This window comes from Streptomyces sp. NPDC001904, from assembly GCF_040297005.1.
Classification (GTDB): Bacteria; Actinomycetota; Actinomycetes; order Streptomycetales; family Streptomycetaceae; genus Streptomyces.
Genome location: NZ_JBEOYI010000002.1, coordinates 331604 through 357401, shown reverse-complemented (window position 1 = coordinate 357401; position 25798 = coordinate 331604). Strand labels below are relative to the sequence as shown.

Genomic DNA, 25798 nt, shown 5'->3' with positions numbered 1-25798 from the left:
ATGCGCTGACGCGCAGCCTCCCCTGAGAGGCCGCGACTCCGCCGCGCCTCTCTTGATGAGATGCCGCACGAAGTGCGCATCTCAGGGGCGCGGGGAACTGCGCGAGAAGCGGCCACCGGCCCGCACCCGCCGAACCACTCCACACCGCAGACGCGAAGGCGCCCCAACGGCCAGCACCACCACACCGGCAACAGCCCCACCCGCGACCATGAACCCCGCATGGGCACCCCCGGCGTCCACCGCCCGCCCCGCAAGCGCCGCCGCACCGGCGGAGCCCCCCGCGCTCGCCGACCCCAGCCAGGTGAAGGCCTGCGTGAGGACGGCGCGGGGCACCGCCGCCTCGGTCAGCACGGAGGTGACGGCCAGCAGCGGCGGCACGGCGAGACCGGTCAGGGCGAGGGCGCACCCCAGCGGGACCGGGTCGTCGAGCACGGTCAGCGGCAGACAGGCCAGGAGCAGCCCCGCCGCGGCGACGGCCCGCTGACGCACCGGCGCGGCCCGCCACCGCCGCGCCCCGTAGACCCAACCGCCGACCAAGCTGGTGCAGTTGGAGACCGCGTACAGCACCGGCGCGAGGTCGGGGGTGCCGCGCCCGACCGCGTACGCGGAGACGGAGACCTGCATCGCGCCGAAGTACACGCCCAGGGCGAGGGTGCTCGCGACGAGGCCCGCGAAGGCCGGGCCGCGCAGCGCCCGCCCGGCGTGCCGCCGCTCGCCGCGGTCCGCGACCGGGGGCGCGGTGCGGCGCTGGAGGGTGAACGCGAGGCCGCCGCCGATCACGAGCGCGGCGGCGAGCCCGCTGCCCAGGCCGGGATGCCCGGCGGCCCCGGCGGTGCTGACGAGGGCGGGGCCGACGAGGAACGACAGGCCGTTCGCGAGGGATTCCAGGGCGAAGGCGCCGGGCAGCGCGGCGTCCTGTCCCGTGCCGCGCAGCAGGGCCGCCCAGCGGGCCGCGGACAGGGCGCTGATCTGCGGCAGGGTGGCCCCGGCCAGCGCCCCCGCGGTGGCGGCGACGGGCACCGGGCCGCCCGCGAACAGCAGGGCGACGGCCGCGGCGTGGGCCCCGAGCGCGTACGGCACGACACGGCGTTCGCCGAACCGGTCGACGAGCCGCCCGATCTGCGGCCCGGCCAGCGCGTCGGTGACGGCGAAGCAGCCGGTGACCAGGCCCGCCGTGCTGTAGGAGCCGGTGCGGGCGTGCACCAGCCAGACGATGCCGAGCCCGGTCATGGCGAGTCCCACCCGCCCGACGCAGCCGGCGAGGAAGAAGGCGGCGGCGCCCGGAGTGCGCAGCAGAATGCGGTAGTTGGCCGGTGTCGAGGACACGGCGCGTCCCTTTCGCCGCCCGGCGGGCCGCGTCACAGCGGGCCGTCGGCGTCCGGAGGGGCCGGCCCGTGATCGCGACTGGAACCTTCCAGTGCGGGCGTGGAGTGGGGACGCGCGCCCCACGCCGACTCCGTCACCGGGCAGTGTCTGTGATCGCTACAGATACGGAAACAGGTACAGAAACAGATACGGATACGAGTGCGAGCACGATCCTAGGGCCAGTACTGCGCGAGCACACCCTCCTTGAACGGCTGCGGCGAGACCGCCATGTCGCCGGCGAAGGGATGGTCGAGCGTCAGACAGAGCAGCAGGCTCACCCCGATCAGCGCGGCGACCGACGCCACGAACATCAGCTGGGCGCGGATGCTCTCCATGCCGTAGAGGAAGGTCAGCGGCAGCATGACGAGGGCGCCGCCGTAGACGAGGACGTCGAGGAGCATCGGCAGGGACTGCTCGGAGTCGGCGAGCCGGGTCCTGCGCGCCTCGGCGACCTCCCCGAGCGTGCTGACGGCCTGCTCGTAGTACGCCTGCTCCGCGTTGGTCTCGGGCTCGTAGTCCTGGAACACGGTGTAGAGCCGCACGACTTGGGGATTGGTGAGCCCGGGGTCCGGCCGCCCCTCCCGCATCAGCGGCCACTGCTTGTCGACGACCGCGTGCACGTACGCGCCCATCGCGTCGGAGACCTTCCGCTGCTGCTCCGGCGGGAACGCGGAGGCGTCGCGCAGCACTTCGGCGGTCTGGCTGGCCTCGGCGGCGACATTGGTCCCCGCCTCGTTGAGCCCCTCCCACTCGGCGACGACGACGAAGGCGAGGATGATGCCGTAGATCGCGGCGTACATGCCGAGCACGACACCGATCATGTCGTTGTAGGCCCCCGCGGACAGCCGCGGAAACTTCCGCCGCACCACAAGGCACCCGGCGAGCGCGAGCACGACGGCCCCGCCCCCGAGCAGCAGGGCCAGCGCGAACGTACTGAAGTGATTGAGCAACCAGATTCCCACGGTGCCCTAACCCGTGAGCCCCGGGGGGAGTTACGCGCCCCGTCAGGGGCGCGGGGAACCGCGAAGCACCGTACGCGGCCGACGAACAGCACCCCGGTGGCGCGTCGGCTAGGGCTCCCAGTCCAGCAACCGCACCTTGGCGACGGCCCGCACGTGCCGCCGCATGGCCGCGGCGGCCGCCCGCCCGTTGCCGCCCTCGATGGCGTCGAGAATCGCCCGGTGCTGCGCCAGCGACCGCCCGGGCCGCCGGGGCTGCCGCAACGACTCGTTGCGCGACTCGGCGATGGGCCCGTCGATCTCGGTCATGAACGCGGCCAGCAGCGCACTGTGGGCGGCCGCGGTCACGGCGCCGTGGAAGAGCCGGTCCCCCTCGACCCCGAGCCCGCCCGCCCCGATGTCCTCGGCCATCAGATCGAGCGCGGAGCGCAGCGCGGCGAGATCGGCGTCGGTGCGGCGCTCGGCGGCCAGCTCGGCCAGCTTCGTCTCCAGCGCCTCGCGCGCCTCCAGCACGTCCGGCAGCCGCTTCTTGCGCTCCACGAGCCGCTCGACGGGCTCGGCGACATCCAGCCCGTCCCGTACGAGATAGGTGCCGCCGCCGTGCCGGACCTCGACGAGTCCCTGCACCTCGAGGACGACGATGGCCTGCTTCACCGAGGCCCGGCTCACCCCGAGCCGCGCCGCGAGGTCCCGCTCGGTGGGCAGCCGGTCGCCCGCGCGCAGGCCGCCCTCGGCGACGTACGCGCGCAGTCGGCCGAGCACCTGCTCGTACAGGCGCGGGCGCGCCCCCATCGGCCGCAGTGCGTCGGTCATCCGGTCCTTCTCCGCCCTTCCCTGGCGTGCGCTTGCGCCGCAGCGTACGTCCTTGACGCGAACGCCTGCCACACGGCAGGCTCGGATTGGCTGAGCCAATCAGCCAATTTTTCCGCCGCTGAGGTCCGACCGAGGAGCACCCCGTGCCACGTCTGCTGCCCGCACTGCTCGACACCCCCGACCGCCCCGCCCTGCGGTTCGGCGACCGCGCCCTGACGCACGGCGAGCTGGCGGCGGTGGCGGCGCCGCTCGCGTCCCGGATCAGCGGGATGTCCCGGGTCGCCGTGTGGGCGACGCCCACCCTGGAGACGGCGGTCGGCGTGGTCGCGGCGCTCCTCGCCGGGGTGGCCGCCGTGCCGCTGAACCCGAAGTCGGGCGACAGCGAGCTGGGGCACATCCTGAAGGACAGCGCCCCGGAGGCGGTCCTGGCGGCGGCGGACGACGAGCTGCCGACGGCTCTGGCCCGGCTGCCGCGGATCGACGTGGACGCGGACGCCGCGGTCGCGGCCGTCGTGCCGTCCCTGCCGCCGGAGCCCACCGACCCCGAGACCCCCGCGTTCGTCGTCTACACCTCGGGCACGACGGGCCCGCCCAAGGGCGCCGTGCTGCCGCGCCGCGCGGTCTCCTCCACGCTCGACGCGCTCCGGGACGCCTGGCAGTGGACGGAGGCGGACACCCTGGTGCACGGGCTTCCGCTGTTCCACGTGCACGGCCTGATCCTCGGCGTCGTCGGCCCGCTGCGGCGCGGCGGCGCGGTGCGCCACCTGGGCCGGTTCAGCACGGAGGGCGTGACCCGTGAGCTGTCCTCGGGCGCGACGATGCTGTTCGGCGTCCCGACCATGTACCACCGCGTCGCCGAGTCCCTGCCCACGGACCCGGCGCTCGCCAAGGCCCTCGGCTCGGCCCGGCTGCTCGTCTCGGGGTCGGCGGCGCTGCCGGTCCACGACCACGAGCGGATCACGTCGGCCACCGGGCAGCGCGTGATCGAGCGGTACGGGATGACCGAGACGCTGATGAACACCAGCGTGCGGGCGGACGGCGAGGCGCGCCCCGGCACGGTGGGCGTGCCGCTGCCGGGCGTGGAGCTGCGGCTGACCGGGGACGACGGGGTGACGGAGGTGCCGTCCGACGACCCGGAGGGCGTCGGCGAGATCCAGGTCCGCGGGCCGAACCTGTTCCTGCACTACCTCAACCGCCCCGACGCCACGGAGGCGGCGTTCGCGCCGGGCGGCTGGTTCCGTACGGGGGACATGGCGGTCCGCGACCCGGACGGCTACGTCCGCATCATCGGCCGCAAGGCCACCGACCTGATCAAGAGCGGCGGCTACAAGATCGGCGCGGGCGAGATCGAGAACGCCCTCCTGGAGCACCCGGGCGTGCGCGAGGCGGCGGTCACCGGCGCCCCGGACGACGATCTCGGCGAGCGGGTGGTGGCGTGGATCGTCCCGGCGGACGCGGCGCACCCGCCGACGGAGGCGGAGCTCGCGGACCACGTGGCCGCCCGCCTGTCCCCGCACAAGCGCCCCCGCACGGTCCACTACTTGGAGGCCCTGCCGCGCAACGACATGGGCAAGATCCTCAAGCGGGCGCTCGGCGATGCGTGACACGACCAGGGGCGTGAGCGACCCGGGCTCCCTGCGGGAACTCCCCCATCCCCCGCCGCCCGTCGAGCCGAACCCGCTGGGCTGGCCGGACTACGACCGGGTGCTGTCCCGGGCGGCCGAGCGCGGCGGGACGGAGTCCGTCACCGCCGCGACGGCCACGGTCGACGGCACCGCGGTCGTCCTCCTCGCGTTCGACTTCACCTATCTCGGCGGCTCGCTGGGCCGGCGCGCGGGCGACCGCATCGAGGCGGCGCACGCCCACGCCCGCCGGCACCGTCTGCCGGTGGTGGCGCTGGTCGCCACGGGCGGCAGCCGCATGCAGGAGGGCATGGTCGCGCTGACCCAGCTCCAGCGCGTGGCGGGCCAGATGGCGCTGACCCGGGCGGCCGGGCTGCCGCAGCTCACGGTGGCCTGCGACCCGACGACGGGCGGCGGCTGGGCGACGCTCGGCGCGGGCGCCGACGTCACCCTCGCCTGCCCCGGCGCCCAGATCGGCTTCGCGGGCTCCCGGGTCCGTCCGGCGGACGCCGACCCGGCGGCGTACACGGCCGAGAGCCAGTTCGGCGCCGGGTCCGTCGACGCGCTCGTGGAGCCCGGCGAACTGCGCGGCGCCCTCGGCCGCTGGCTGCGCCTGCTGACCCGGCCCGCCGCGGGCGCCGCCCCGGTCCCGGCCGCGCAGGGCGCCGCCGGTCCGCCGCCGTCGGGCTGGTCGGCGGTGCTGCGCGCCCGCGACCCGCGCCGTCCGCGCGCCCGCGCCTACCTGGACGCCTACTTCACCCACCGCGAGCAGCTGAGCGGCGACCGCGCGGGCGGCCGGGACCCGGGGATGCTCTGCGGGTTCGGCGCGCGCGGGGAGGGCGACGAGGCCGTCACCGTCGCGTACGCGGCCCAGTGCGGTACGGCGACGACCCCGGCGGGCTACCGCACCGCGGCCCGGCTGATCCGGCTCGCGGGCCGGCTCGGCATCCCGGTGCTGACGCTGGTCGACACTCCGGGGGCGGCGAACGACGCGGCGGCGGAGCGTGCGGGTGCGGGTCCGGCGATCGCCGAGGTGTTCCTCGCGGTGGCCGAGTCCCCGGTGCCGGTCACGACGCTGGCGATCGGCGAGGGCGGCTCCGGCGGGGCGCTCGCGCTCGCGGCCCCCGGGAACACCTGGGTCGCGCCGGACGCGTACTTCTCCGTCATCGCGCCCGAACAGGCCGCGGCGATCCTCAAGCGGCCGCCCGACCAGGCGGAACACACGGCCGACCAACTGCGCCTGCGTCCGCAGGACTTGGTGGACCTGGGCGTGGTGCGCGGGATCGCGGAGCCGTCACCGTAAACGAACAAGGGCGCAGTTGTTCCCTCGAACAGGTGGTCGTCGCTCCAGAGTTTGCATACGGCACGCAACAGCAACGATGCTTACAGGGCGCAAGCAACGGGCTGCAGACCGTAGCGAACGCATCGCGATGCAGTGCACGTCCCACACACATGCAACACGCAATACCGAGGAGAACGCACCACCATGAACCTGCTCACCGACATCCTCGCCGGCATCGTCCACTTCGTCGGCTGGCTCGTGTAACACCCGGCGCGACGCCACGGTGTGACACACCGTCGGATGCACGCACACGGCGCCGTCTCCCCCGGTCCCACGGGGAGGCGGCGCCGTCGCGTCGTTCCGGGCTACTTCACCGCCACCGCCCTGACGATCTCCTGACGGACGCTACCGCCCTTGTCGTCCTTGGCAGTTGCCCGCAGGGAGACGTGGTGCGCACCGCGCGGCACGCTCAACTCGCCGCTCCAGGAGGCCTTTCCGCCCTTCAGGGACACAGCCTTCCAGGTGGCGCCGTCGTCGTACGAGACCTCCAGGGTGCCGCCGCCGATGGTGCCGGTGTCCGCCGCACCCGCCGTGTACTCGGCGGACAGCCGGACCGGGATCCGCTTGCCGGCCGCGACCGTGCCCCTGAGGTCGGTCTCCAGGTCGAAGCCGAGGTTGATCAGCGCGAGCCGCGTCGAGGTGTCCGCCGGGGTCTCGGCGGACCTGACCGTCCACGCGGAGTGCCCCTCGGTGGCCACGCCCCACCGCTTCGCGTCCAGCGCGGTGTCCGTCGTGACCTTGTACGTGTGCTCGGCCGGATCGGCGTCCCAGACGTACGCCCCGGAACCCACCCTCCGGTAGACCTCCTTGCCGTCGACGTACACGGCCGTCTCCTGCGTCATGCCGGAGTCGCTGCTGTAGGCGTCGCCGAAGCCGGTGTGGTCCGGTCCCGAGTCGCCCCAGCCCGGGGTGTTGAACTGCAGGTTGTTGCCGGAGCGGTCCTGGCCCCAGCCGAGGCCGGTGCCCAGCCACGGGTGCCAGACCGGCTTGAACCAGTCCAGCTTCCCGTGCGAGCCGCCCTTGTACGTGATCACGCCGCTGCGCTCCTCCCAGGAGAGCGCGGCGCCCGCCTGGACGGACTCGTGCCAGGTCTGGCGCGCGCCGGTGGAGACGTAGTCGGTGCGCTCGGCCGGGAGGGCGATCTTCTCCAGGAAGCCGAGGCCGACGGGGAAGGCATCGCTGAGCGCGTAGCGGAACTCCCCGCCGTCCTGCGCCTTCGGTGCGTGGAACCGGACGTCGCGGACGGCCAGTTCACGGCTGCCCGGCCGGTACGTCAGCGATCCGCCGGGGATCGCTCCGGTGTGCTCGTCGGCGAGGTCGTACACCCAGGGCGTGTACCGGGTGCCGGTCATGTCCAGCGCCCGGCCCGCCTTCGCGGCGGCGGCGAGGACGGCGGCGTCGCGCGCGTCGACGGTCGCGATCGTCAGCGGCCGGTCCGTGTAGTCGTCGGTGCCGAAGTAGGTGTTCAGCCGGCCGGCCGTCCCGTCGGTGACGAACAGCGCCGCGGCGCCCGCGTCCTGGGCGGCCTGGGCGAGCGCGCCCGGCGCCGTCGCGCCGTCGGCACGGACCAGGACGGCCCTGCCGCGCACCTTCTTGCCCGCGTAGTCGGCCGGGGTGCCCGCGCCCGCGTCGACGACGGCGAGCCTGCTGCGGCCCTCGGCGAGCGTGCCGCCGGCCTGGACGAGCGCGTCACGCACCCCGTCGACCTGGAGCAGCGGCTTCCCGAGCCGCCAGACGGTGCGGTACGCGTAGCTGCCCTTGGCGACCTTGCGGGTGGGGGCGGCGAAGACGCTGTCGTAGGCGACGGGGACCTGGACGGCGTTGGTGATCTCGGCGCCGTTCGCCTGCCGGTCGGCCTCCATGATCAGCTGCCGGGTCTGGGTGGTGCGCCCGACGTCGGCGGCGACCTCCTTCAGCTTCCGCCCGTCGAGGGTGATCTCGCGGTCCCGGTCGAGGGTGACCTCGGGGTCGGCGAGGTAGCCGAGGCCGAGCGAGTCCTTGCCGTGGCTCCCGCGCACGTCGAGGAAGGTGTCGACGTAGTACGTGCCCGGCTTCAGCCGCAGCTCCACGGTGCCGTCGTCGCCGCTGGAGTGGCCGACCGGGTCCGTGTTCGCGACGAGCTGCTGCACGGCGAGGAAGGCGTCGGCGGGGGCGCCGTCACGGTCCTTCACATGGACGGTGAGCGTGTACCGCTCCTCCTCCTTGACCAGCCCGAACGCGGTGTGCGCGACGGCCTTTCCGCCCGAACTGGCGACGATCTGGCCGCTGTTGGTGCCGATGGCGGCCTTCGCGCCGTCGCCGGTGACGGTCGTGGCGGCGGTGCCGTGGGCGGGCACGGTGAGCGTGGAGTCGGCGAGCGTGGCGACGCCGGCCGGGGCCCCCTGCACGGCGAGGCTCAGCTCGACGGCCTTGTCGGAGGAGTTGCTGTACGTGACGGTCTTCGTGACCGGCGCGTTGCTGTCGTAGGGCCACGTGTACTGGCCGAGGTCGGCGCTGCCGGTGGCGGTGACGTCGGCGGTGACGGCGTCCGGGACGCTGACCCGGCCCGACCCCAGCGCGTAGGCGGAGGCGTCGAGTTGCTTGCTGCTCGACATCAGCGCGTCCTTGAGCCGGGCACCGGTCCAGTCCGGGTGCTCCTGCGCGAGGAGGGCGGCGACACCGGCGACGTGCGGCGTCGCCATCGACGTACCGCTCATGGTGGTGTAGCTGCCGGAGCCCGCGACCAGCGAGGAGCGGGCGGCGAGGATGTCCACGCCGGGCGCGGAGACATCGGGCTTGAGGGCGTTGTCGCCGAGGCGCGGGCCCTGGCTGCTGAAGTAGGCGGCCCGGTCGTCGGAGTCGACGGCACCGACGGTGAGCGCGGAGTCCGCGGCGCCGGGCGAGCCGATGGTGCCGGGGGCGCTGTAGTTGCCCGCGGCGATGACGAAGAGGGCGCCGGTCTCCTTGGAGAGGGTGTTCACGGCGGCGGACATCGGGTCGGTGCCGTCGCTGCCCGTGTCCGAGCCGAGGCTCATGGAGACGACGCGCGCCTTGACGTCCTTGGCGGCCCACTCCATACCGGCGATGATCTGCGACTCGGAGCCGGAGCCCTCGTCGCTGAGGACCTTGCCGACGGCGAGGGTCGCGTCGGGGGCGACCCCCTTCTCCGCGCCGTCGGACGCGGCGCCGGACCCGCCGACCGTCGAGGTCACATGGGTGCCGTGGCCGTTCCTGTCGGCGACCTCCTCGCCCTCGATGAACGACTTCGACTCGGTGACGCGGGAGGCGAGGTCGGGGTGGGAGGCGTCGTAGCCGGTGTCGAGGACGGCGACCTTGACGCCCTTGCCGGTGAACCCGGCCTCCCACGCCTTCGAGGTGCCGATCTGCGCGTTGGACTCCGCCATGTCGGCCTTGACCCGCGCGTCGAGCCACACCTTGCCGAGGCCGCCGGTGTAGCCGTTCCTGGTGGTGAGGCCGTTCCAGAAGGTGCGCCCCTTGGCGGCGGCGACCGCGGCGCCGCCGATGCTGGGCAGGGTCCGGGTCCGCTCGGCGCCCCGGGGCACGGCGGCCGCGCTCCGGGCGCTCTTGCTGCCATAGGTCACGATGAGGGGCGTCGCGTCGGCACGGCCGTCGGCGAGCCCCTGCCGTATCAGCTCGCTGACGTCGAACAGCCGGGCGTCGAGGCTCCCGTCGGCGAGATACCGCCGGGCCTCGTCGGGCACGACGGTGACCTCACCGTCCGACACCTGGGTGCGCACCGCCCCGGTGGCACCCTTGGCGCGGTCGACGGTGACGGTCCGCCGCCCGCCGCCGAGGTCGGTGACGGTCACCTTGTCGCCGGTCACCAGGGTGACGGTGTGCGCGGCGGAAACGGCCTTGGTGGGGGTCTTCGCGGGGCCGGCGTGCGCGCCCCCTGCGGGCAGCAGCGCGAACGCGAGCCCTGCGGACAGCAGGGCCGCGCCACGTCTCGCGGCAGGTCCTCTGGACATCGTTGCCTCTCTTCCGGGGCCTCGGGATCAGTGGGTGTCACCCAAGTGCTGGGAAGAGTCTCAGGAGCCCTGTGTTGCAGGGAAGTTGCCGAGGGCTGGCGGGTGCTGCACTGGCGCGTTCCCGCCAGCGGGCGCCACGGGCGATCCGGCCGGCGTCCCGGGCCGGAGCACCGGGCCGCGCCGAGGGGACTCACTCAGGTGGCGGAGCGTCAGATGGGCCAGCAGGACCGGCCTGTTCGGGGTCTGGCCCCGTCCGGCCCACTCCAACGAGCGGAATCCCGAACTCCGCAGCACGATGCCAAAAGGGCCGCGGACCCGCGACCCGGCGTCCCTGTTGGGGGCCGCGATCTCGGGAGGATCTGCCATGACCGTCAGTCTGGAGCAGTTGCGCCGCTGCCACTTCGCCGTCGACCTGGGGGCCGCGCGCACCCGCGTGTACGTGAAGGGCGCGGGCATCGTCGTCGACGAGCCGAGCTGCGCCGCGGTCAACACCCGCACCGGTGCGCTGATCGCCGTCGGCGAGTTCGCGGAGCGGATGACCGGGCGCACCCCGGGCTACATCCGGGTCGTCCGGCCGGTCTCCGGCGGCACCGTCGTCGACATCGAGATGGCCCAGCGGATGCTGCGCCAGCTGCTCGGCGAGAAGCTGCGGCGCACGCTGCGCCGCAAGCCCCGGCTGCGCGCGGCGGCCTGCACCCCGCACGACGCGGACCCGCTGGCGCAGCGCGCCGCGGTGGAGACCCTGGTCGGGCTCGGCGCCCGCCGCGTCGAGCTCGTCGACACGCTGATCGCCGCCGCCGTCGGCTGCGGGCTGCCCGTCGAGCAGCCCGAGGCGACGATGATCATCGTCTGTGGCGCGGCCACGACCCAGATCGCCGTGCTCTCGCTCGGCGCGATCGTGACCGCCGACCGGATCCCGGTCGGCGGCGACGCCATCGACCACGCGGTGGTCCAGCACCTGCGCCAGCAGCACGAGCTGATGCTCCCCTCGCAGTCGGTGCGCCCGCTGCAGCTGGCCCTGAGCGGCAACGGCCTGACCCCGCACGGCCCGGAGCAGACCGAGATCCACGGCCGGGACGTGGCGACCGGCCTCGCCCGCTCGGTGCACGTCGACACCTCCGCGGTGCGGCGCGCGATCCACACCCCGCTGACCGCGGTCCTCGACGGCATCGGCAAGGTGCTGCGGGACTGCCCGCCCGATCTGGTCGCCGACCTCGCGGACCGCGGCATCATGCTGGTCGGCGGCTCGGCCCTGCTGCCCGGCCTCGACCACATGCTGCGCGAGGCGACGGGCATGCCGGTGCACATCGCCGAGCGGCCCGACGTGTGCGCGGTGCAGGGGCTGGGCGCGATGATGGAGGGCAAGGTCGAGCCGATGGTCCTCGACCCGCTGGCGGGCTGACATCACGACGAACCTCGAGGGGGACGTGCGCACCGTGCCACCAGGAACACCGGACGCCGCACGTCCCGACACCGGTCTCCCCGTCCTCCTGGAGGCGGTGCTCGGCGTGGGCACCGAGCTGGAGCTGCGCACCATGCTCCAGCACCTGGTGGACAGCGCGGCCACGCTCACCGGCGCGCCCCACGGGGTGCTCGACGTCATCGACCCGGGCCACGGCAGCCTGCTCCAGTCGGTCGGCACCGGACGGGCCGGGCAGGGCCCGCAGGGTTCCCTGACCGTCCCCATCCGCGTACAGGAGACGGAGTTCGGCCGGCTGCGCCTGACGGGCAAGACCTTCACCGTCGACGATCACGCCCTGCTGCGGGTGCTGGCGACGCAGGCCGGCATCGCCATCGGCAACGCCCGGCTGTACGAGACCGCCCGGCAGCGCGAGCGGTGGATCGAGGGCGCCGCCGCGGTCACCACGGCGCTGCTCACCGGCCGCGCCGAGGACGCCCTGACCACGGTCGCCGAGCGGGCCCGGCTGCTGGCCGACGCCGCGGCCGGGGTGGTCCTCCAGCCCACGGAGGCGGGCGGCATGTCGATCGTGGCGGCCTCCAGCACGGACGATCCGCACACCCTGCTCGGCGCGACGATCCAGCCGGGCAGCGCCGTGCTGGCCCAGCTCCTCACCGGTGAGCCGGTGTTCATCGACGACTCGGCGACGGACCCACGGATGACGACCGAGGTCAGGGCCCGTTTCGGACCGAGCATGATGCTGCCGTTGCAGGCGGGCGGAAAGCTGATCGGCACCCTGGCCCTGCCCCGCTCCCGCGACGCCCGCCCGTACACCTCGGTGGACCACCTCCTGGCCACCCAGTTCGCCTCGCAGGCGGCGCTCGCCCTGGTCCTGGCCGACGCGCAGGCGGGCCGCGAGCGGCTCGCCGTCTTCGAGGACCGCGACCGGATCGCCCGTGACCTGCACGACCTGGTCGTCCAGCGGCTGTTCGCGACGGGGCTGATGCTGGAGTCCACCCAGCGCCGGGCGACGGTCGGCGACGTACGCGAGACGCTGGCCCACGCCGTCGACGAGCTGGAGTCGACGATCCAGGAGGTCCGGACGACCATCTTCGCGCTGCAGCAGCCGCCGGCCGCGGCGCCGACGACGTTCCGCGGCCGGGTCCTGCGCGAGACGGCGGGCGCCGCCGCGGTGCTCGGCTTCGCCCCGTCGGTGCGGTTCACCGGACCGGTCGAGGGTGTCCTGGACGGCGCGGTCGAGGGCCATCTGCTGGCCGCGCTGCGGCGGGCCCTGGCCACGGCGTCCCGGCGGCGGGCGGTCTCCCGGATCGAGGTCGCCGTCGACGCGGGGGCCTCGCTGCCGGACGGCCGTCCCGGGGTGCGGCTGACCGTGGCGGACGACGGGGAGCAAGGGGGCGTGCCGGGCGCAGAGGGCGGCACGGGCACGACGGCGACCTGGCAGTCGCCACGACGGCTGTGAGAGGCGGGCGCCCGGTACATCGGGGATGACCGGCGCCGACTCCGCTCATCCCCGTACGCACACCGCTCGATCACCGCTGGATCACCCGCTCCGGGGGAGAGCCGATCCGGGGAGCCGATCCGGGGAGCCGATTCGCGGTTCTGGCGAGTCTAAGGGGCGCACCCCTCCCGCGTCCCTCCCCAAAGCGCACCGTTGTCCGCAAAACGCAAGCTTCTGAAGCTCGACGGGCGCGGTTCTTACGGACCGGTGACACGACGGCGCATACGCTCGGTCGGCGCCGCCGGGTCTGCCTACCGTGGCCCCATGCGTGTACTGGTCACCGGCGGTGCCGGGTTCATCGGGTCCCATGTCGTCGAGGCGCTGGCCGCGCGCGGGCACGAACCCGCGGTCCTCGACGTACGGCAGGACCCGTCGGCGGACGTCCGGGACAAGGATACGGTCGCCCGCGCCCTCGACGGCGTGGACGCGGTGTGCCACCAGGCGGCGATGGTCGGCCTCGGCACCGGGTTCGCGGACGCGGCCGACTACGTCTCCCGCAACGACCTCGGGACCGCCGTGCTGCTGACCGCGATGGCGGAGGGCGGGGTGCGGCGGCTGGTGCTCGCCGGGTCGATGGTCGTGTACGGGGAAGGACGCTACGAGTGCCCCCGGCACGGAGTGGTGCGTCCCGGACCGCGGGCGGTCGCCGCGCTCGACGCGGGACTGTTCGAACCGATGTGCCCCGACTGCGGCCTCGAACTGACGCCGGGTCTGGTCGCCGAGGACGCGCCCGCCGACCCGCGCAACGTGTACGCCACGACCAAGCTCGCCCAGGAGCACCTGGCGGCTGCGTGGGCGCGCGCGACGGACGGCACGGCGGTGTCGCTGCGCTACCACAACGTGTACGGGCCCCGGATGCCGCGCGACACCCCGTACGCCGGTGTCGCCTCCTTCTTCCGGTCGGCGCTGGCTCGCGGCGAGGCCCCGCGGGTGTTCGAGGACGGGCGGCAGCGGCGGGACTTCGTGCATGTACGGGATGTGGCGCGGGCCAACGTCGCGGCCCTGGAGGCGCTGGGGACCGCGGTCCCGCCGGGTGCGCTCACCGCGTACAACACCGGCAGCGGCGTCCCGCGCACCGTGGGCGAACTGGCCCGCGCGCTGGCCGACGCGCACGGCGGACCCGTCCCCGTGGTCACCGGTGAGTACCGGCTCGGCGACGTCCGGCACATCACGGCCGACTCGGCGCGGCTGCGGGCCGAGCTCGGCTGGCGGCCGGAGATCGAGTTCGTCGCGGGGATGAAGGAGTTCGCCGCCGTCTCAGCCTGACGCGGCCGGCAGGGTCACCTCGAAGCGGCAGCCGCCGGGGATGTTCCGCACGGCGGCGCGCCCTTGGTGGGCCTCGACGATCCCGCGCACGATGGCGAGCCCGAGACCCGCGCCGGCCGGTGGCGTACGGGCGTGTGTGCCGCGCCAGCCGGTGTCGAAGACCCGGGGCAGATCGATCTCCGGGATGCCTCCGCAGCCGTCGGACACGGACAGCACGACGCCGTCGGGCGAGCGCTCGGCGCCGACCGCCACGGTGCCGTCGGCGGGGGTCCGGCGGATCGCGTTGACCAGGAGGTTGCCCAGGACCCGGCTCATCTCCTTGCCGTCCACGTCCACCGGGACCGGCGCGACGTCGTCACCCACCAGCCGCACCCCGTGCTCCCGCGCGAGCGGGTCGGCACCGGCGATGGCGTCGCCCACCAGGTCGTACAGCGAGATCCGGGTGGGGGTGAGGGTGAGGGCGCCGGCGTGGATCCGGGAGAGTTCGAAGAGGTCGCCGACCATGTCGTTGAGGCGCTCGACCTCGGTGCGGATCTGGCGCAGATAGCGGGCGGGGTCGGCGGCGACGCCGTCCTCCAGCGCCTCGGACATGGCGCGCAGCCCGGCCAGCGGGGTGCGCAGGTCGTGCGAGATCCAGGCGACGAGTTCGCGCCGTGAGGTCTCCAGCATCCGCTCCCGTTCCCGCGAGTCGGCGAGCCTGGCGCTGGTGGCGGCCAGTTCCCGGCTGACCGCGGCCAGTTCCGCGGTGGCGGGCTGCGCGGGCGCGGTGAAACCGCCGACGTCACCGAACGAGCGTGCGGCCAGGGCGAGTTCGTGGCTGCGGGCGACCACGCGCCGGCCGAGCAACAGGGCGGTCCCCAGCGAGACGACGGCCGCCATGGCGACCACGGTCGTGACGACGCTGAGGTCGTGCGCGGACAGGAACATCGCCTGCGCCACCGCCAGCGTCCCGGCGAGCATCGCCCCGACGGCGACGGCGGCGACCACGGTGACCGAGGCGGTCAGCGACCGACGCCGCAGCAGCCACAAGGCACCCGCGCCGCAGAGTCCGGCGGCGGCGGCCCCGAGGAAGGCGAAGAGGGCGATGAGGAGGGTGTCCCGCACGGCTACCGGCCTTCCCGGGCGTCCGGACCGGCGGAGGCCGCCGCTTCCGGTGCACCCTCCGGCTCGAAGCGGTACCCGACCCCCCACACGGTCTGCACCAGCCGCGGACGTGCCGGATCGGCCTCGATCTTGTTGCGCAGGCGGCGCACGTGGACCGTGACCGTCGACAGGTCGCCGAAGTCCCAGCCCCACACCTCCCGCATCAGGTCCTCTCGGCTGTGGACGCGCCCCGGATGCCGCAGGAAGAAGGTGAGCAGGTCGAACTCGCGGAGGGTGAGAGCCAGTTCGGCGTCGCCCTTGGTGGCGCGTCGGGCCGCGGGGTCGACGGTGAGGCCGGCCGCCGCCAGCGGGCGGACCCGGGCGCCGGTGGCGGGGCGGGTGCGGCGCAGGACCGACTCCACGCGCAGCACCAGCTCGCGCGGGCTGAACGGCTTGGTCACGTAGTCGTCGGCGCCGACCTCCAGGCCGAGGATGCGGTCGTCCTCGTCGCCGCGCGCGGTGAGCATGACGACCGGGACCGGGCCGGTCTCGCGCAGCCTGCGGCACACCTCCAGGCCGTCCATCCCGGGCAGCATCAGATCGAGGACGACGAGATCCGGCCAGTGCGCGGCGGCCCCGGCGAGCGCGCCCCGGCCGTCCCCGGCGCGGTCCACCAGATACCCGGCGCGTTCCAGGTATCCGGTCACGACCTCGGCGACCGTGGGGTCGTCGTCGACGACGAGCACCCGGCCCGGCACCCGCTCCTGCGGCTGTTGCTGCTCCATGCCCCCAGCGTCGCACCGCCCCCGCGCCCGCGTCGCCGCCCGCCCGGCCCGGCGCCCCGGACGTCCGTGTTTCGTAAGGAGCCGAAGCCCGTTTTGCCCGATTGGTGTTCGTAGGGTGGACGCCGTGCTGAACTCTCCTCCGCCGGCGTCCGCCGAGGCCGTCGACGTCGTGCTGCCCTGCCTGAACGAGGCCGGGGCACTCCCCTGGGTCCTGTCCCGCATTCCGCCGGGCTGGCGCGCGCTCGTCGTGGACAACGGCTCCACCGACGGCTCGGCGGACCTCGCCCGCGACCTCGGCGCCACCGTCGTGACCGAGACGCGGCGCGGCTTCGGCGCCGCCTGCCACGCGGGGCTGACCGCGGCCACGGCTCCGTACGTCTGCTTCTGCGACTGCGACGCCTCGCTGGACCCGGCGCTGCTCGTGCCGTTCGTCCGTGAGGTGCGCGCCGGGGAGGCCGATCTGGTGCTCGGCCGGCGCCGCCCGCAGGGCCGCGGCGCCTGGCCCCCGCACGCTCGCGCCGGCAATCTCGCGCTCGCCCGGATGCTGCGCCGCCGCACCGGTCTGCGCCTGCGCGACCTCGGACCGCTGCGCGCCGCCCGCCGCGAGGCGCTGCTCGCCCTCGACCTGACCGACCGGCGCAGCGGCTATCCGCTCCAGATGGTGGTGCGCGCCGCCGACGCGGGCTGGCGGGTGACGGAGCACGACGTTCCCTACCGCCCGCGCACCGGCGCCTCGAAGGTGACGGGCACCTGGCGCGGGACGTGGCAGGCGGTGCGCGACATGAGCCGTGTCCTGTCCGAGGCCCCGCGCCCGTGAGCGCCCCCGCTCCCCCGCATCTCTCCCCTGCCCGAGAGGCCCCCATGACCACCCTCCTCGTCATCGCCAAGGAACCGCGCCCCGGCCGGGTCAAGACACGACTCACCCCGCCCTTCACCCCCGCAGAGGCGGCGGCGCTCGCCGAGGCCTCCCTCGCCGACACCCTGCACACCGTGGCCGCCGCGCCCGTCGACCGCCGGGTTCTCGCGCTCGACGGTGATCCGGGCCCATGGCTGCCGCCCGGCTTCGACGTCGTGCCGCAGGGCGCGGGCGGACTGGACGAACGGCTCGCGGCCGCGTTCGCCGCCTGTTCCGGGCCGACGCTGCTGATCGGTATGGACACCCCGCAGGTCACCCCGGAACTGCTCGCCGTGGACTTCGGCGCGGCCGGTTCGGCGTACGACGCCTGTTTCGGCCCGGCCGCCGACGGCGGCTTCTGGGCGCTGGGCCTGAGCGACCCCGATCCCGCGCTGCTGCTCGGGGTGCCGATGTCGGCACCCGAGACGGGCGCCGTGCAGCGAGCCCGGCTCGTCGCGGCGGGCCTGCGCGTCAAGGATCTGCCGTCGCTGCGCGACGTGGACACGGCCGCCGACGCGCGGGCGGTCGCCGCCGAAGCCCCGCACTCCCGCTTCGCCGCACGCCTCGACCGGCTCCGGGCGGCGACCGCCCGATGACGACCGCGCACGACCTCGACCCGGCCCCGCACCGCGCCTGGTCCGCCGATCCGTACGCGGACGCCCTGCGCACCGGCCGCGGCCCCCTCTATCTGCGCCGCGGTGACGGCTGGCTGCTCCCCCTCGACGTGGAGCGCTGGTGCACCGGCGCCGACGCGGTGGACCGCGCGCTGCTCGACCGGTGCGAGGGGCCCGTCCTCGATGTCGGCTGCGGCCCGGGCCGGCTGGTCGCGGAACTCGTCGCCCGCGGCACCCCCGCCCTCGGCATCGACATCAGCGCGGCCGCCGTCGCCCGCACCGCGCGGCTCGGCGGCCCGGCCCTGCTGCGTTCCGTCTTCGCGCCGCTGCCCGGTGAGGGCCGCTGGGGCACCGTGCTGCTGGCCGACGGAAACCTCGGCATCGGCGGGGAGCCGGCGGTGCTGCTCGCCCGCGTCGCCCAACTCCTGGCGCCCGGTGGCCTGCTGATCGCCGAGACCGCGCCGCTCGACGTCGACGAGCGGGTCAGCGTACGGATCGTCGGAGCGACGGCGGCGGAGAGCGCGCCGTTCCCCTGGGCCCGGGTCGGCACCCCGGCCCTGCTGCGGGCCGCCGCCCGGGCCGCGCACTGGCGGCCCGTCGCTCAGTGGTCGGCGGCCGGCCGCTGTTTCGCCGCCCTGCGCAGCCGCACCGGCAGCAGCAGCGCCGACCCGGCGAAGAGCACGGCGGTGATCAGCAGCCAGCGCCCGAGGAACCCGTCCGCCGACAGCGTGGTGGCCGACGTGTAGTGACCGGCGGCCCGGCCGCTGATCATCGGGAACCACACGAGGAGCAGCAGCCCCGACAGCATCGCCGGAACCCGCACGTGCCCGGCCCACGCCCGCCGTCCGCCGTCACCCGCGCCCACGGCGCCGAGCGCCCCGAGGACGGCCCGGTCCACGGCCCCGTACAGCGGGAGCAGGACCAGGTCGTGCACGAGCGCCGCCCCGGCGAACCACAGGCTGACCAGGAGCCAGTCCCCGGCCAGCAGCCGCACCCCCGCGTAGGCGGCGAGGGCGAACGAGCACAGCAGCAGGACGAGTTGGAAAGGGCTGCCCAGCTTCATCGGACCGCCTCCCGGAGATCGCCGAAGGTCAGCCGCGCGACCCATTTCGTGTTCAGCACCCCGGGCGCCGCGGGCACGATGATCCTGGCCGGACAGCCGTGATCGGGCGTCAGCGCGGCCCCGTTGACCTCCAGCGCGAGCAGCGAGCGCGGATCCCGTACCTGGGCGGCGCTCAGGGCGGCCCGCCGGAACGCGCCGTGCCGCTGCAACGACTCCACCAGCACATCGGGCACCGCGTCCGCCGGGTGTCCGGCCAGCTCGGCGAGGTCCCGCAGCCGGACCCCCCGCCACTCCTGGTCGGACGTCGACCACCCCTCCACGCAGGCGATGGGCAGCGCGGCCGTGTGCAGCGGCAGCCGCAGCAGCTCGGGCCTGCTGAAGCGCACGGTCCCGGCGGGCCCGTGCACCACCAGCCGCCACGCCTCCTCCGCCGTCTCGCGCGGGTCGATCCCCCGGGACGCGGCGGTCTTGTTGATCTGGAATCCGCCGGGACCGCTGCCCGGCTCCGCCCAGCCGTGCGGCGCGAGCAGCGCGGTCCGCCGGAGCGGGCCGTCGAACCCGCGCCCCACCGTGGTGCCGAACAGCAGTGCCGACGCGCCGCCGACCACGCCCAGCGCGCCGCGCCGCGACACGGTCGGCGCGGCGGGCCGCACCGCGGTCAGCTCGTCACCGTCCCCGGTGTCGCGGAGCGCGCCGCGGCGCAGGTTCCGCACGGCGGCCGGCGCCCGCAGCACGACGTGCAGGGCGAACGCGGCGAAGAACACCCAGGCCCCGTAGAAGTGCAGCGGATAGAAGGAGCCGGGGAAGACGTACTCCAGCTGCACGTTGAGCACGCCGGTGACGAACTCGAACAGCACCCCGCCGACCAGCATGAGCAGCGAGATCCGCTCCAGCGCGTGGGCGACGGAGCGCACGGGCGGCAGCGCGAACAGCCTGGGCACCACCGACCACAGCTTGGCCAGCAGTACGGGGATCAGGGTGATCCCGAGCGTCACGTGGACGCCCTGGGTGAGCCGGTACAGCCAGTACGGGCGGGTGGGCCAGCCGAAGAGATAGAAGCCGAGCAGTCCCTTGTCGGGCGTCTTGTCGTTGACCGGCGAGAGGCCCGGGTTGTACGCGGCGTAGGACAGGAGCCCCGTCACGAACAGCACGGTGATCCCGAACAGCAGCACCAGACCGAGCACCGACGTGAACCACCGCCCGCGCACGGGGCTGCGCCAGAACGCCGGGGAGGTCGGTGGGACAACCGGGTCGAACTTCCGTGACATGCGCCGACCGTAGGCCGCGGCACCCCGCGCACGGGGCTCCCGACACATGACGAAACCCTGACGTCCGTCCGCGCCGCACCGCTGCCACCGGCCCGGCCACCTAGCGTTTCGGGTGTGACCCGCTCTCTCCCCCGTGCCGTCCGCCGCGATCTCTACGCCGTCGGGGCCGCCGCCCTCCTCGTCACGGCGGCCGCACTCGTCGGCACCTGGATCGAACGCGAGCACGGCACCCTGCACGTGGGGTGGCCGCCGCTGTACGCGCACTGGCTCCCGCACCTGGGACCCGGCACCCCGGCCGCCCTCGTCGTGGCGGCCGCCGTCGTCACCTGGGGGCCGCGCCTCGCCGTCCGGCTGCCCTGGCGCGGGCTGCTCGCGGCGGCCTGGGCGACCGCCATGGCGTGGACCTGGTCCCTGGCCCTGATCGACGGCTGGCGGCGCGGCGTCGCCGACCGGCTGACCACGAAGTACGAGTACCTCCAGGTCATCGACCGTTTCCAGGACATCCCGGCGACCCTGCGCGACTTCACCGGCCACATCCTGCTGCACTCCCCCGACCACTGGCCCCCGCACGTGGCGGGCCATCCCCCGGCGGCCACGCTCACCTTCGTCCTGCTGGACCGGATCGGCCTGGGCGGCGGCGCCTGGGCGGGTGCATGGGTCATCACCGTCGGCGCTTCGGCCTGCGCGGCGGTCCTGGTCGCCGTGCGCGCGCTGGCGTCCGAGGAACTGGCGCGCCGGGCGGCCCCGTTCCTGGCTATGGCCCCGGCCGCGGTCTGGACGGGCACCTCGGCGGACGGCTACTTCACGGCGGTCGCGGCCTGGTCCCTGGCCTGTCTGGCGCTGGCCGTGACGGGCCGCCGCCCGCGCCTCACGGGTTTCGCGGCGGGCCTGCTGTTCGGCCTGACCTGCTACCTGTCGTACGGCCTGACGCTGTTCGCGCTCATCGCGGGCGCGATCCTGCTCCTCGGCACCCGCCGGCTGCGCCCGCTGCCGTACGCCCTGGCGGGCCTGGTCGTGGTCCCGGCGCTGTTCACGGTCCTGGGCTTCGACTGGTGGGAGGCGTACCGCCTGCTGACCACCCGCTACTACGAGGGCGCGGGCGGCATCCGCCCCTACGGCTACTGGGTCTGGGCCAACCTCGCCTGCACGGTCCTGCTGATCGGCCCCGCCACGGTCGCGGGCCTGCGCCGCGCGGCCACCGCCCCCACCGGCCCGCCCCGCCGTCTGGCCCTCCTGACGGCGGCCGCCCTGACGGCGCTGCTCCTGGCCGACCTCTCCGGCATGAGCAAGGCGGAGACGGAACGCATCTGGCTCCCCTTCGCGGCCTGGCTCCCGGCCGCCTGCGCGTTCCTCCCGGCCCCCCGGGCCTGGCTCGCGTCCCAGGCGGTCCTGGCCCTGTCGCTGAACCACCTGCTGTTGACGGGGTGGTGAACTCGGGCGACGAAAAAGCAGCCTCCTGAGTGACAGAAGACCCGCCACGGTTTACGTGACGGGCCATCAGGTTACGTTCAGGCTGGCTGCATCGTTTCTGCGCTCTGAAGGTGTGGTGGGGCGGGTGGGACTCGAACCCACGGCCGACGGATTATGAGTCCGCTGCTCTAACCGGCTGAGCTACCGCCCCGTAACGGCGAGCCGCGCACATTTGTGCGCGCCGTCTGCCGCAGCATAGCCGCTCATACGATCTCCTGCTTCGGATGGTTCGGCTCTGCACGACCTTGAGGACATCCCCCGTGGCCGGGCGGTTCCACCAGGCACGAAAAAGCCCCCCGGAGTGAACTCCGAGGGGGCTTGTTCGACAGCTCTCCCGACTGGACTCGAACCAGTAACCTGCCGGTTAACAGCCGGCTGCTCTGCCAATTGAGCTACAGGAGATCGAGCTCCCCCGACTGGACTCGAACCAGTAACCTGCCGGTTAACAGCCGGCTGCTCTGCCAATTGAGCTACAGGGGAATGACCTCGTTGCTTCGAACGCGGCTGCCCGGGTACTTGCCAGGCGGCGTGCGCTCGCTGCGACACATACATTAGCGCAAGCTGGGGGGTGCTCCGCCAATCGGTATCCCCTCGGCGATCATCGAGCACGACGATGACCGCCACGACGACCGCATCGTCCATGACGCCTCGCTAGGGAAAGGGTGGCCGACATGCGCTACCGGCTCACATTCATCGCCGGTCTGGCCCTGGGTTACGTACTGGGCACCAGGGCCGGACGCGAGCGGTACGAGAAGCTCAAGAAGACCGCTCGCGAGATCTCCCAGAACCCCGCCGTACGCAATACGGCCGAGTCCGCCGCGCAGCAGACGCGGGAGGTCGCCGGCAAGGCGTTCCACTCCGTCAGCGCAAAGGTGGAGGGCAAGGTTCCGGACTCCGTGGCCGACCGGGTGCGGTCCCTGCGGGAGCGCAGCGGCTCCGGCGACGAGGACGACTGGGGCACCAGCAACACCTGAGGGCACGCCCGCGCAGGCGGTGCGGCAGAATTTCAGGCATGGGGATAGTCGCCGGGCTGGACAGTTCGCCCGATTTCACGCGCATTGTCGTTTGTGACGCGGACACCGGAGCCGTGCTCCGGCAGGGGTACGCGCCCCATCCGCTGGAGACCGCGGAGGGCGGCGGGCGGCCCAGTGACGTCGACCCCCAGGCCTGGCTGCTGTCGCTCGGCGAGGCGGCCGGCGGCGGGCTCCTGGAAGGCGTGCAGGCCATCGGCGTGTCGGCGCAGGCCAATGCGCTGGTGCCGCTGGACGGGCAGGGCAACACCGTGCGCCCGGCCCTGGTGGGCGCCGACAAGCGGGCGCAGGTGGCGGCCGCCGACCTCGTCGACCGGCTCGGCTCGCGCGAGGCGTGGGCCGAAGCGGTGGGCTGTGTGCCGCAGGCCGCGCAGCCGGTGACCAAGCTGCGCTGGCTGGCGCGGACCGAGCCGGAGAACGCGCAGCGTGTGGCCTTCCTCATGCAGGCGCACGACTGGCTGGTGTGGCAGTTGCTCGGCCGCCCGGCCCGGCGGACCACCGACCGCGGCGGCGCCTCGGGCACCGGCTACTGGTCCGCGGCCACCGGCTCCTGGCGGCCCGACCTCGTGGAGCTGGCGCTCGGACAGCGGGCCGTGCTCCCGGAGGTGCTCGGCCCCGGCGACGCCGCGGGGACGACCCCGGAGGGGCTGATCATCTCGGCCGGGACCGGGGAGACGATGGCCGCCGCGTTCGGTCTCGGCGTCTCCCCCGGCGACGCCGTCGTCTCGCTCGGCGCGTCCGGCTCGGTGATGGCCGTGCACCACGAGGCGCTGGTGGACTCCAGCGGCTCCATCACCTCACTCGCCGACGCCACCGGCATGCACCTGCCCGTGGTGCACACGCTCAACGCGGTGCGCACGCTGCGCGGCACCGCGGAGATGCTGGGGCTCGACGGCGGGCTCGACGAGCTGTCCGAGCTCGCGATGAAGTCGACGCCCGGCGCCCACGGGCTCGTGCTCCTGCCCTATCTGGAGGGCGAGAAGACGCCGAATCTGCCGCACACGGCCGGCACCCTGTGCGGGCTGCGGCGGGAGTCCATGAAGCCCGAGCACCTGGCGCGGGCCGCCTTCGAGGGCATGCTGTGCGGGCTCGGCGACGCCCTGGACGTGCTGCGCGGGCGCGGGGTCGAGGTGCGGCGGGTCTTCCTGCTCGGCGCGGCCGCCGAGCTGCACGCCGTGCAGGCCGTGGCGCCGATGCTGTTCGGCACGCAGGTCGTGGTGCCGCAGCCCGCCGACTACGCGGCGATCGGCGCGGCCCGGCAGGCCGCCTGGGCGATGAGCGGCCAGTTGCCGATGTGGCAGGGAGCGGCCACCCAGGTCTTCGAACCGGGCGAGGAGCTGGCGGTGGGGCAGGCGGTGCGCCAGCAGTTCCGTGCGGTGCGCGAGCAGATCCACCCGGGCGCCTTCGCCCAGCCGTAGAACATCTGTCTCACGTGGCTGGTCTTTGAGCACTCTTGGGTTAATCGGTTGAGGTAACGCGGGTGGAGTGTCCGACGATAGGGGTCCATGCGTCCTCGTTCCGGCGAGGACGTCTCCCCCTCCCCGACCGCTCTCACCCAGTTCGCCGACCACCGAGAGACAGAGCGTGCTCATACGACTCCTCCGGACCCACCTCGGTCCGTACAAGAAACCCATCGGGCTGCTCGTGCTGCTGCAGTTCCTGCAGACCTGCGCGGCCCTGTATCTGCCCACTCTGAACGCGGACATCATTGACAACGGTGTCGTCGACGGCGACACCGGCTACATCCTCACGTACGGCGCGATGATGCTGGGCGTCACGGTCGTCCAGGTCGTCTGCAACACCGGGGCCGTGTACTTCGGCGCCCGTACCGCCGCCGCGCTCGGCCGCGACGTGCGGGCCGCGGTCTTCGACCGCGTGCAGTCCTTCTCCGCCCGCGAGGTCGGCCGCTTCGGAGCGCCCTCGCTGATCACCCGCACCACGAACGACGTGCAGCAGATCCAGATGCTGGTGCTGATGGGCTTCACGCTGATGGTGTCGGCGCCGATCATGTGCGTCGGCGGCGTGGTCCTGGCCCTGGGGCTCGACGTGCCCCTGTCGGGCGTGCTGCTGGCCGTGCTGCCCGTGATGGCGATCGTCCTGACGCTGATCATCCGCAGGATGCGGCCGCTGTTCCGGTCCATGCAGGTCAAGCTGGACACCGTGAACCGGGTGCTGCGCGAGCAGATCACCGGCAATCGCGTCATCCGCGCCTTCGTGCGGGACGACTTCGAGAAGGACCGGTTCGGCGCCGCCAACTGGGACCTGACCGAGACCTCGCTCGCCACCGGCCGGATCATGGCACTGATGTTCCCGTTCGTGATGACGATCGTGAACGTCGCCTCGATCGCCGTGGTCTGGTTCGGCGCCCACCGGATCAACAGCGGCGGCATGCAGATCGGCGACCTGACCGCGTTCCTCGCGTATCTCATGCAGATCGTGATGAGCGTGATGATGGCCACCTTCATGTTCATGCAGGTGCCGCGCGCCGAGGTGTGCGCGGAGCGCGTGCAGGAGGTGCTCGACACCGAGTCCAGCGTCGTCCCGCCCGCCGCCGAGACGTCCGTACGGGAACTGCGCCGGCGCGGGCACCTGGAGCTCCGCGGCGCCGAGTTCGGCTACCCGGGCGCCGAGGAGCCGGTGCTGCGGGCGGTGGACCTCGTGGCGCGGCCCGGGGAGACCACGGCGATCATCGGCTCGACCGGCAGCGGCAAGTCCACGCTGCTCGGCCTGGTCCCCCGGCTGTACGACACCACGGCGGGGACCGTCTTCGTGGACGGTGAGGACGTCCGCGGGATCGACCCCGAGCTGATGGCCAGGACGGTCGGACTCGTCCCGCAGAAGCCCTACCTCTTCTCGGGCACGGTCGCCTCCAACCTGCGGTACGGGCGCCCCGACGCGACCGACGAGGAGCTGTGGCACGCGCTCGAAGTGGCGCAGGCCAAGGAGTTCGTCGACAGGCTGGAGGGCGGGCTCGACGCGCCGATCGCCCAGGGCGGGACCAATGTCTCCGGTGGCCAGCGCCAGCGGCTCGCCATCGCGCGCACGCTCGTACAGCGGCCGGAGATCTATCTCTTCGACGACTCCTTCTCCGCCCTCGACTACGCCACCGACGCGGCGCTGCGCCGGGCGCTCGGCGACGAGACCGCCGAGTCGACCGTGGTGATCGTGGCCCAGCGGGTCGCCACCATCAGGGACGCCGACCGGATCATCGTCCTCGACGAGGGACGGGTCGTCGGCACCGGACGCCACCACGAGCTGATGGCCGACAACGAGACGTACCGGGAGATCGTTCTCTCCCAGCTGACGGAAGCGGAGGCCGCCTGATGAGCGGGCCGA

The 25798-nt window shown here is 73.9% G+C and carries 19 protein-coding genes and 3 tRNA genes; 12 read left to right on the top strand and 10 right to left on the bottom strand.

Annotated features, from left to right (window positions below):
• Positions 1-81 precede the first annotated feature (81 nt).
• From ABT127_RS04085 to ABT127_RS04075, 3 genes are all read right to left on the bottom strand, one after another.
• Positions 82-1326, bottom strand: a complete 1245-nt coding sequence (locus tag ABT127_RS04085) for an MFS transporter (RefSeq protein WP_351444355.1) — start codon at positions 1324-1326, stop codon at positions 82-84.
• Between the two features lie 212 nt (positions 1327-1538).
• The gene (locus ABT127_RS04080; RefSeq protein WP_351444354.1) at positions 1539-2327 is read right to left on the bottom strand and encodes a bestrophin-like domain; all 789 of its coding nucleotides are present in this window, start codon (positions 2325-2327) and stop codon (positions 1539-1541) included.
• Between the two features lie 108 nt (positions 2328-2435).
• Positions 2436-3137, bottom strand: a complete 702-nt coding sequence (locus tag ABT127_RS04075) for a FadR/GntR family transcriptional regulator (protein ID WP_351444353.1) — start codon at positions 3135-3137, stop codon at positions 2436-2438.
• A 143-nt stretch (positions 3138-3280) separates the two neighbouring features.
• Between ABT127_RS04075 and ABT127_RS04070 the strand changes: the two genes are divergently transcribed.
• Together ABT127_RS04070 and ABT127_RS04065 are read left to right on the top strand one after the other, a co-directional pair.
• Positions 3281-4741 (top strand): acyl-CoA synthetase, encoded by a 1461-nt coding sequence (locus tag ABT127_RS04070; protein WP_351444352.1) that lies wholly within the window; start codon positions 3281-3283, stop codon positions 4739-4741.
• Positions 4734-6062: a carboxyl transferase domain-containing protein gene (locus ABT127_RS04065; RefSeq protein ID WP_351444351.1), complete on the top strand. Its 1329-nt coding sequence runs from the start codon at positions 4734-4736 to the stop codon at positions 6060-6062. Before ABT127_RS04070 ends, ABT127_RS04065 begins: the two co-directional genes overlap by 8 nt.
• 344 nt (positions 6063-6406) lie before the next feature.
• Here ABT127_RS04065 and ABT127_RS04060 read toward each other — a convergent pair whose 3' ends face one another.
• Complete coding sequence (locus ABT127_RS04060) at positions 6407-10069, bottom strand: S8 family serine peptidase (RefSeq protein WP_351444350.1); 3663 nt, start codon at positions 10067-10069, stop codon at positions 6407-6409.
• A gap of 364 nt (positions 10070-10433) precedes the next feature.
• Between ABT127_RS04060 and ABT127_RS04055 the strand changes: the two genes are divergently transcribed.
• From ABT127_RS04055 to ABT127_RS04045, 3 genes are all read left to right on the top strand, one after another.
• Positions 10434-11471, top strand: coding sequence for a rod shape-determining protein (locus ABT127_RS04055; protein ID WP_351444349.1), 1038 nt, complete (start codon positions 10434-10436; stop codon positions 11469-11471).
• Between the two features lie 25 nt (positions 11472-11496).
• Complete coding sequence (locus tag ABT127_RS04050; protein ID WP_502971623.1) at positions 11497-12948, top strand: GAF domain-containing protein; 1452 nt, start codon at positions 11497-11499, stop codon at positions 12946-12948.
• A 303-nt stretch (positions 12949-13251) separates the two neighbouring features.
• Positions 13252-14253 carry an NAD-dependent epimerase/dehydratase family protein gene (locus ABT127_RS04045; protein WP_351444346.1) on the top strand — a complete coding sequence of 334 codons (1002 nt, stop codon included), beginning with the start codon at positions 13252-13254 and terminating at the stop codon, positions 14251-14253.
• Here ABT127_RS04045 and ABT127_RS04040 read toward each other — a convergent pair.
• Both ABT127_RS04040 and ABT127_RS04035 read right to left on the bottom strand, forming a co-directional pair.
• The gene (locus ABT127_RS04040; protein WP_351444345.1) at positions 14245-15357 is read right to left on the bottom strand and encodes a sensor histidine kinase; all 1113 of its coding nucleotides are present in this window, start codon (positions 15355-15357) and stop codon (positions 14245-14247) included. The genes ABT127_RS04045 and ABT127_RS04040 overlap by 9 nt on opposite strands.
• Before the next feature lie 2 nt (positions 15358-15359).
• Positions 15360-16121: a response regulator transcription factor gene (locus ABT127_RS04035; protein ID WP_351444344.1), complete on the bottom strand. Its 762-nt coding sequence runs from the start codon at positions 16119-16121 to the stop codon at positions 15360-15362.
• A 115-nt stretch (positions 16122-16236) separates the two neighbouring features.
• Between ABT127_RS04035 and ABT127_RS04030 the strand changes: the two genes are divergently transcribed.
• The 3 genes from ABT127_RS04030 to ABT127_RS04020 are packed head-to-tail and all read left to right on the top strand — an operon-like array spanning position 16237 to position 18376.
• Positions 16237-16938, top strand: a complete 702-nt coding sequence (locus ABT127_RS04030; RefSeq protein WP_351444343.1) for a glycosyltransferase family 2 protein — start codon at positions 16237-16239, stop codon at positions 16936-16938.
• A gap of 44 nt (positions 16939-16982) precedes the next feature.
• Positions 16983-17612, top strand: coding sequence for a TIGR04282 family arsenosugar biosynthesis glycosyltransferase (locus ABT127_RS04025; protein ID WP_351444342.1), 630 nt, complete (start codon positions 16983-16985; stop codon positions 17610-17612).
• The gene (locus tag ABT127_RS04020) at positions 17609-18376 is read left to right on the top strand and encodes a methyltransferase domain-containing protein (protein ID WP_351444341.1); all 768 of its coding nucleotides are present in this window, start codon (positions 17609-17611) and stop codon (positions 18374-18376) included. Before ABT127_RS04025 ends, ABT127_RS04020 begins: the two co-directional genes overlap by 4 nt.
• 313 nt (positions 18377-18689) lie before the next feature.
• Here ABT127_RS04020 and ABT127_RS04015 read toward each other — a convergent pair whose 3' ends face one another.
• Positions 18690-19961: a molybdopterin-dependent oxidoreductase gene (locus tag ABT127_RS04015; protein ID WP_351444340.1), complete on the bottom strand. Its 1272-nt coding sequence runs from the start codon at positions 19959-19961 to the stop codon at positions 18690-18692.
• Positions 19962-20075: 114 nt separating this feature from the next.
• Between ABT127_RS04015 and ABT127_RS04010 the strand changes: the two genes are divergently transcribed.
• A complete protein-coding gene (locus tag ABT127_RS04010; RefSeq protein WP_351444338.1) occupies positions 20076-21392 on the top strand; it encodes a hypothetical protein in 1317 nt (438 codons plus the stop codon).
• A gap of 113 nt (positions 21393-21505) precedes the next feature.
• Here the strand turns inward: ABT127_RS04010 and ABT127_RS04005 are convergent.
• The 3 genes from ABT127_RS04005 to ABT127_RS03995 all read right to left on the bottom strand — a co-directional run bounded on the left by ABT127_RS04005 (position 21506) and on the right by ABT127_RS03995 (position 21911).
• Positions 21506-21582 (bottom strand) — tRNA-Ile (locus ABT127_RS04005).
• Between the two features lie 178 nt (positions 21583-21760).
• A tRNA-Asn gene (locus tag ABT127_RS04000) sits at positions 21761-21833 on the bottom strand.
• A 5-nt stretch (positions 21834-21838) separates the two neighbouring features.
• Positions 21839-21911, bottom strand: a tRNA-Asn gene (locus ABT127_RS03995).
• A gap of 191 nt (positions 21912-22102) precedes the next feature.
• Here ABT127_RS03995 and ABT127_RS03990 point away from each other — a divergent pair.
• From ABT127_RS03990 to ABT127_RS03980, 3 genes are all read left to right on the top strand, one after another.
• Positions 22103-22405, top strand: a complete 303-nt coding sequence (locus ABT127_RS03990; RefSeq protein WP_351444337.1) for a YtxH domain-containing protein — start codon at positions 22103-22105, stop codon at positions 22403-22405.
• 38 nt (positions 22406-22443) lie between these two features.
• Positions 22444-23880: a xylulokinase gene (locus ABT127_RS03985; RefSeq protein ID WP_351444335.1), complete on the top strand. Its 1437-nt coding sequence runs from the start codon at positions 22444-22446 to the stop codon at positions 23878-23880.
• Between the two features lie 166 nt (positions 23881-24046).
• A complete protein-coding gene (locus ABT127_RS03980) occupies positions 24047-25786 on the top strand; it encodes an ABC transporter ATP-binding protein (protein WP_351444334.1) in 1740 nt (579 codons plus the stop codon).
• Positions 25787-25798: the final 12 nt, after the last annotated feature.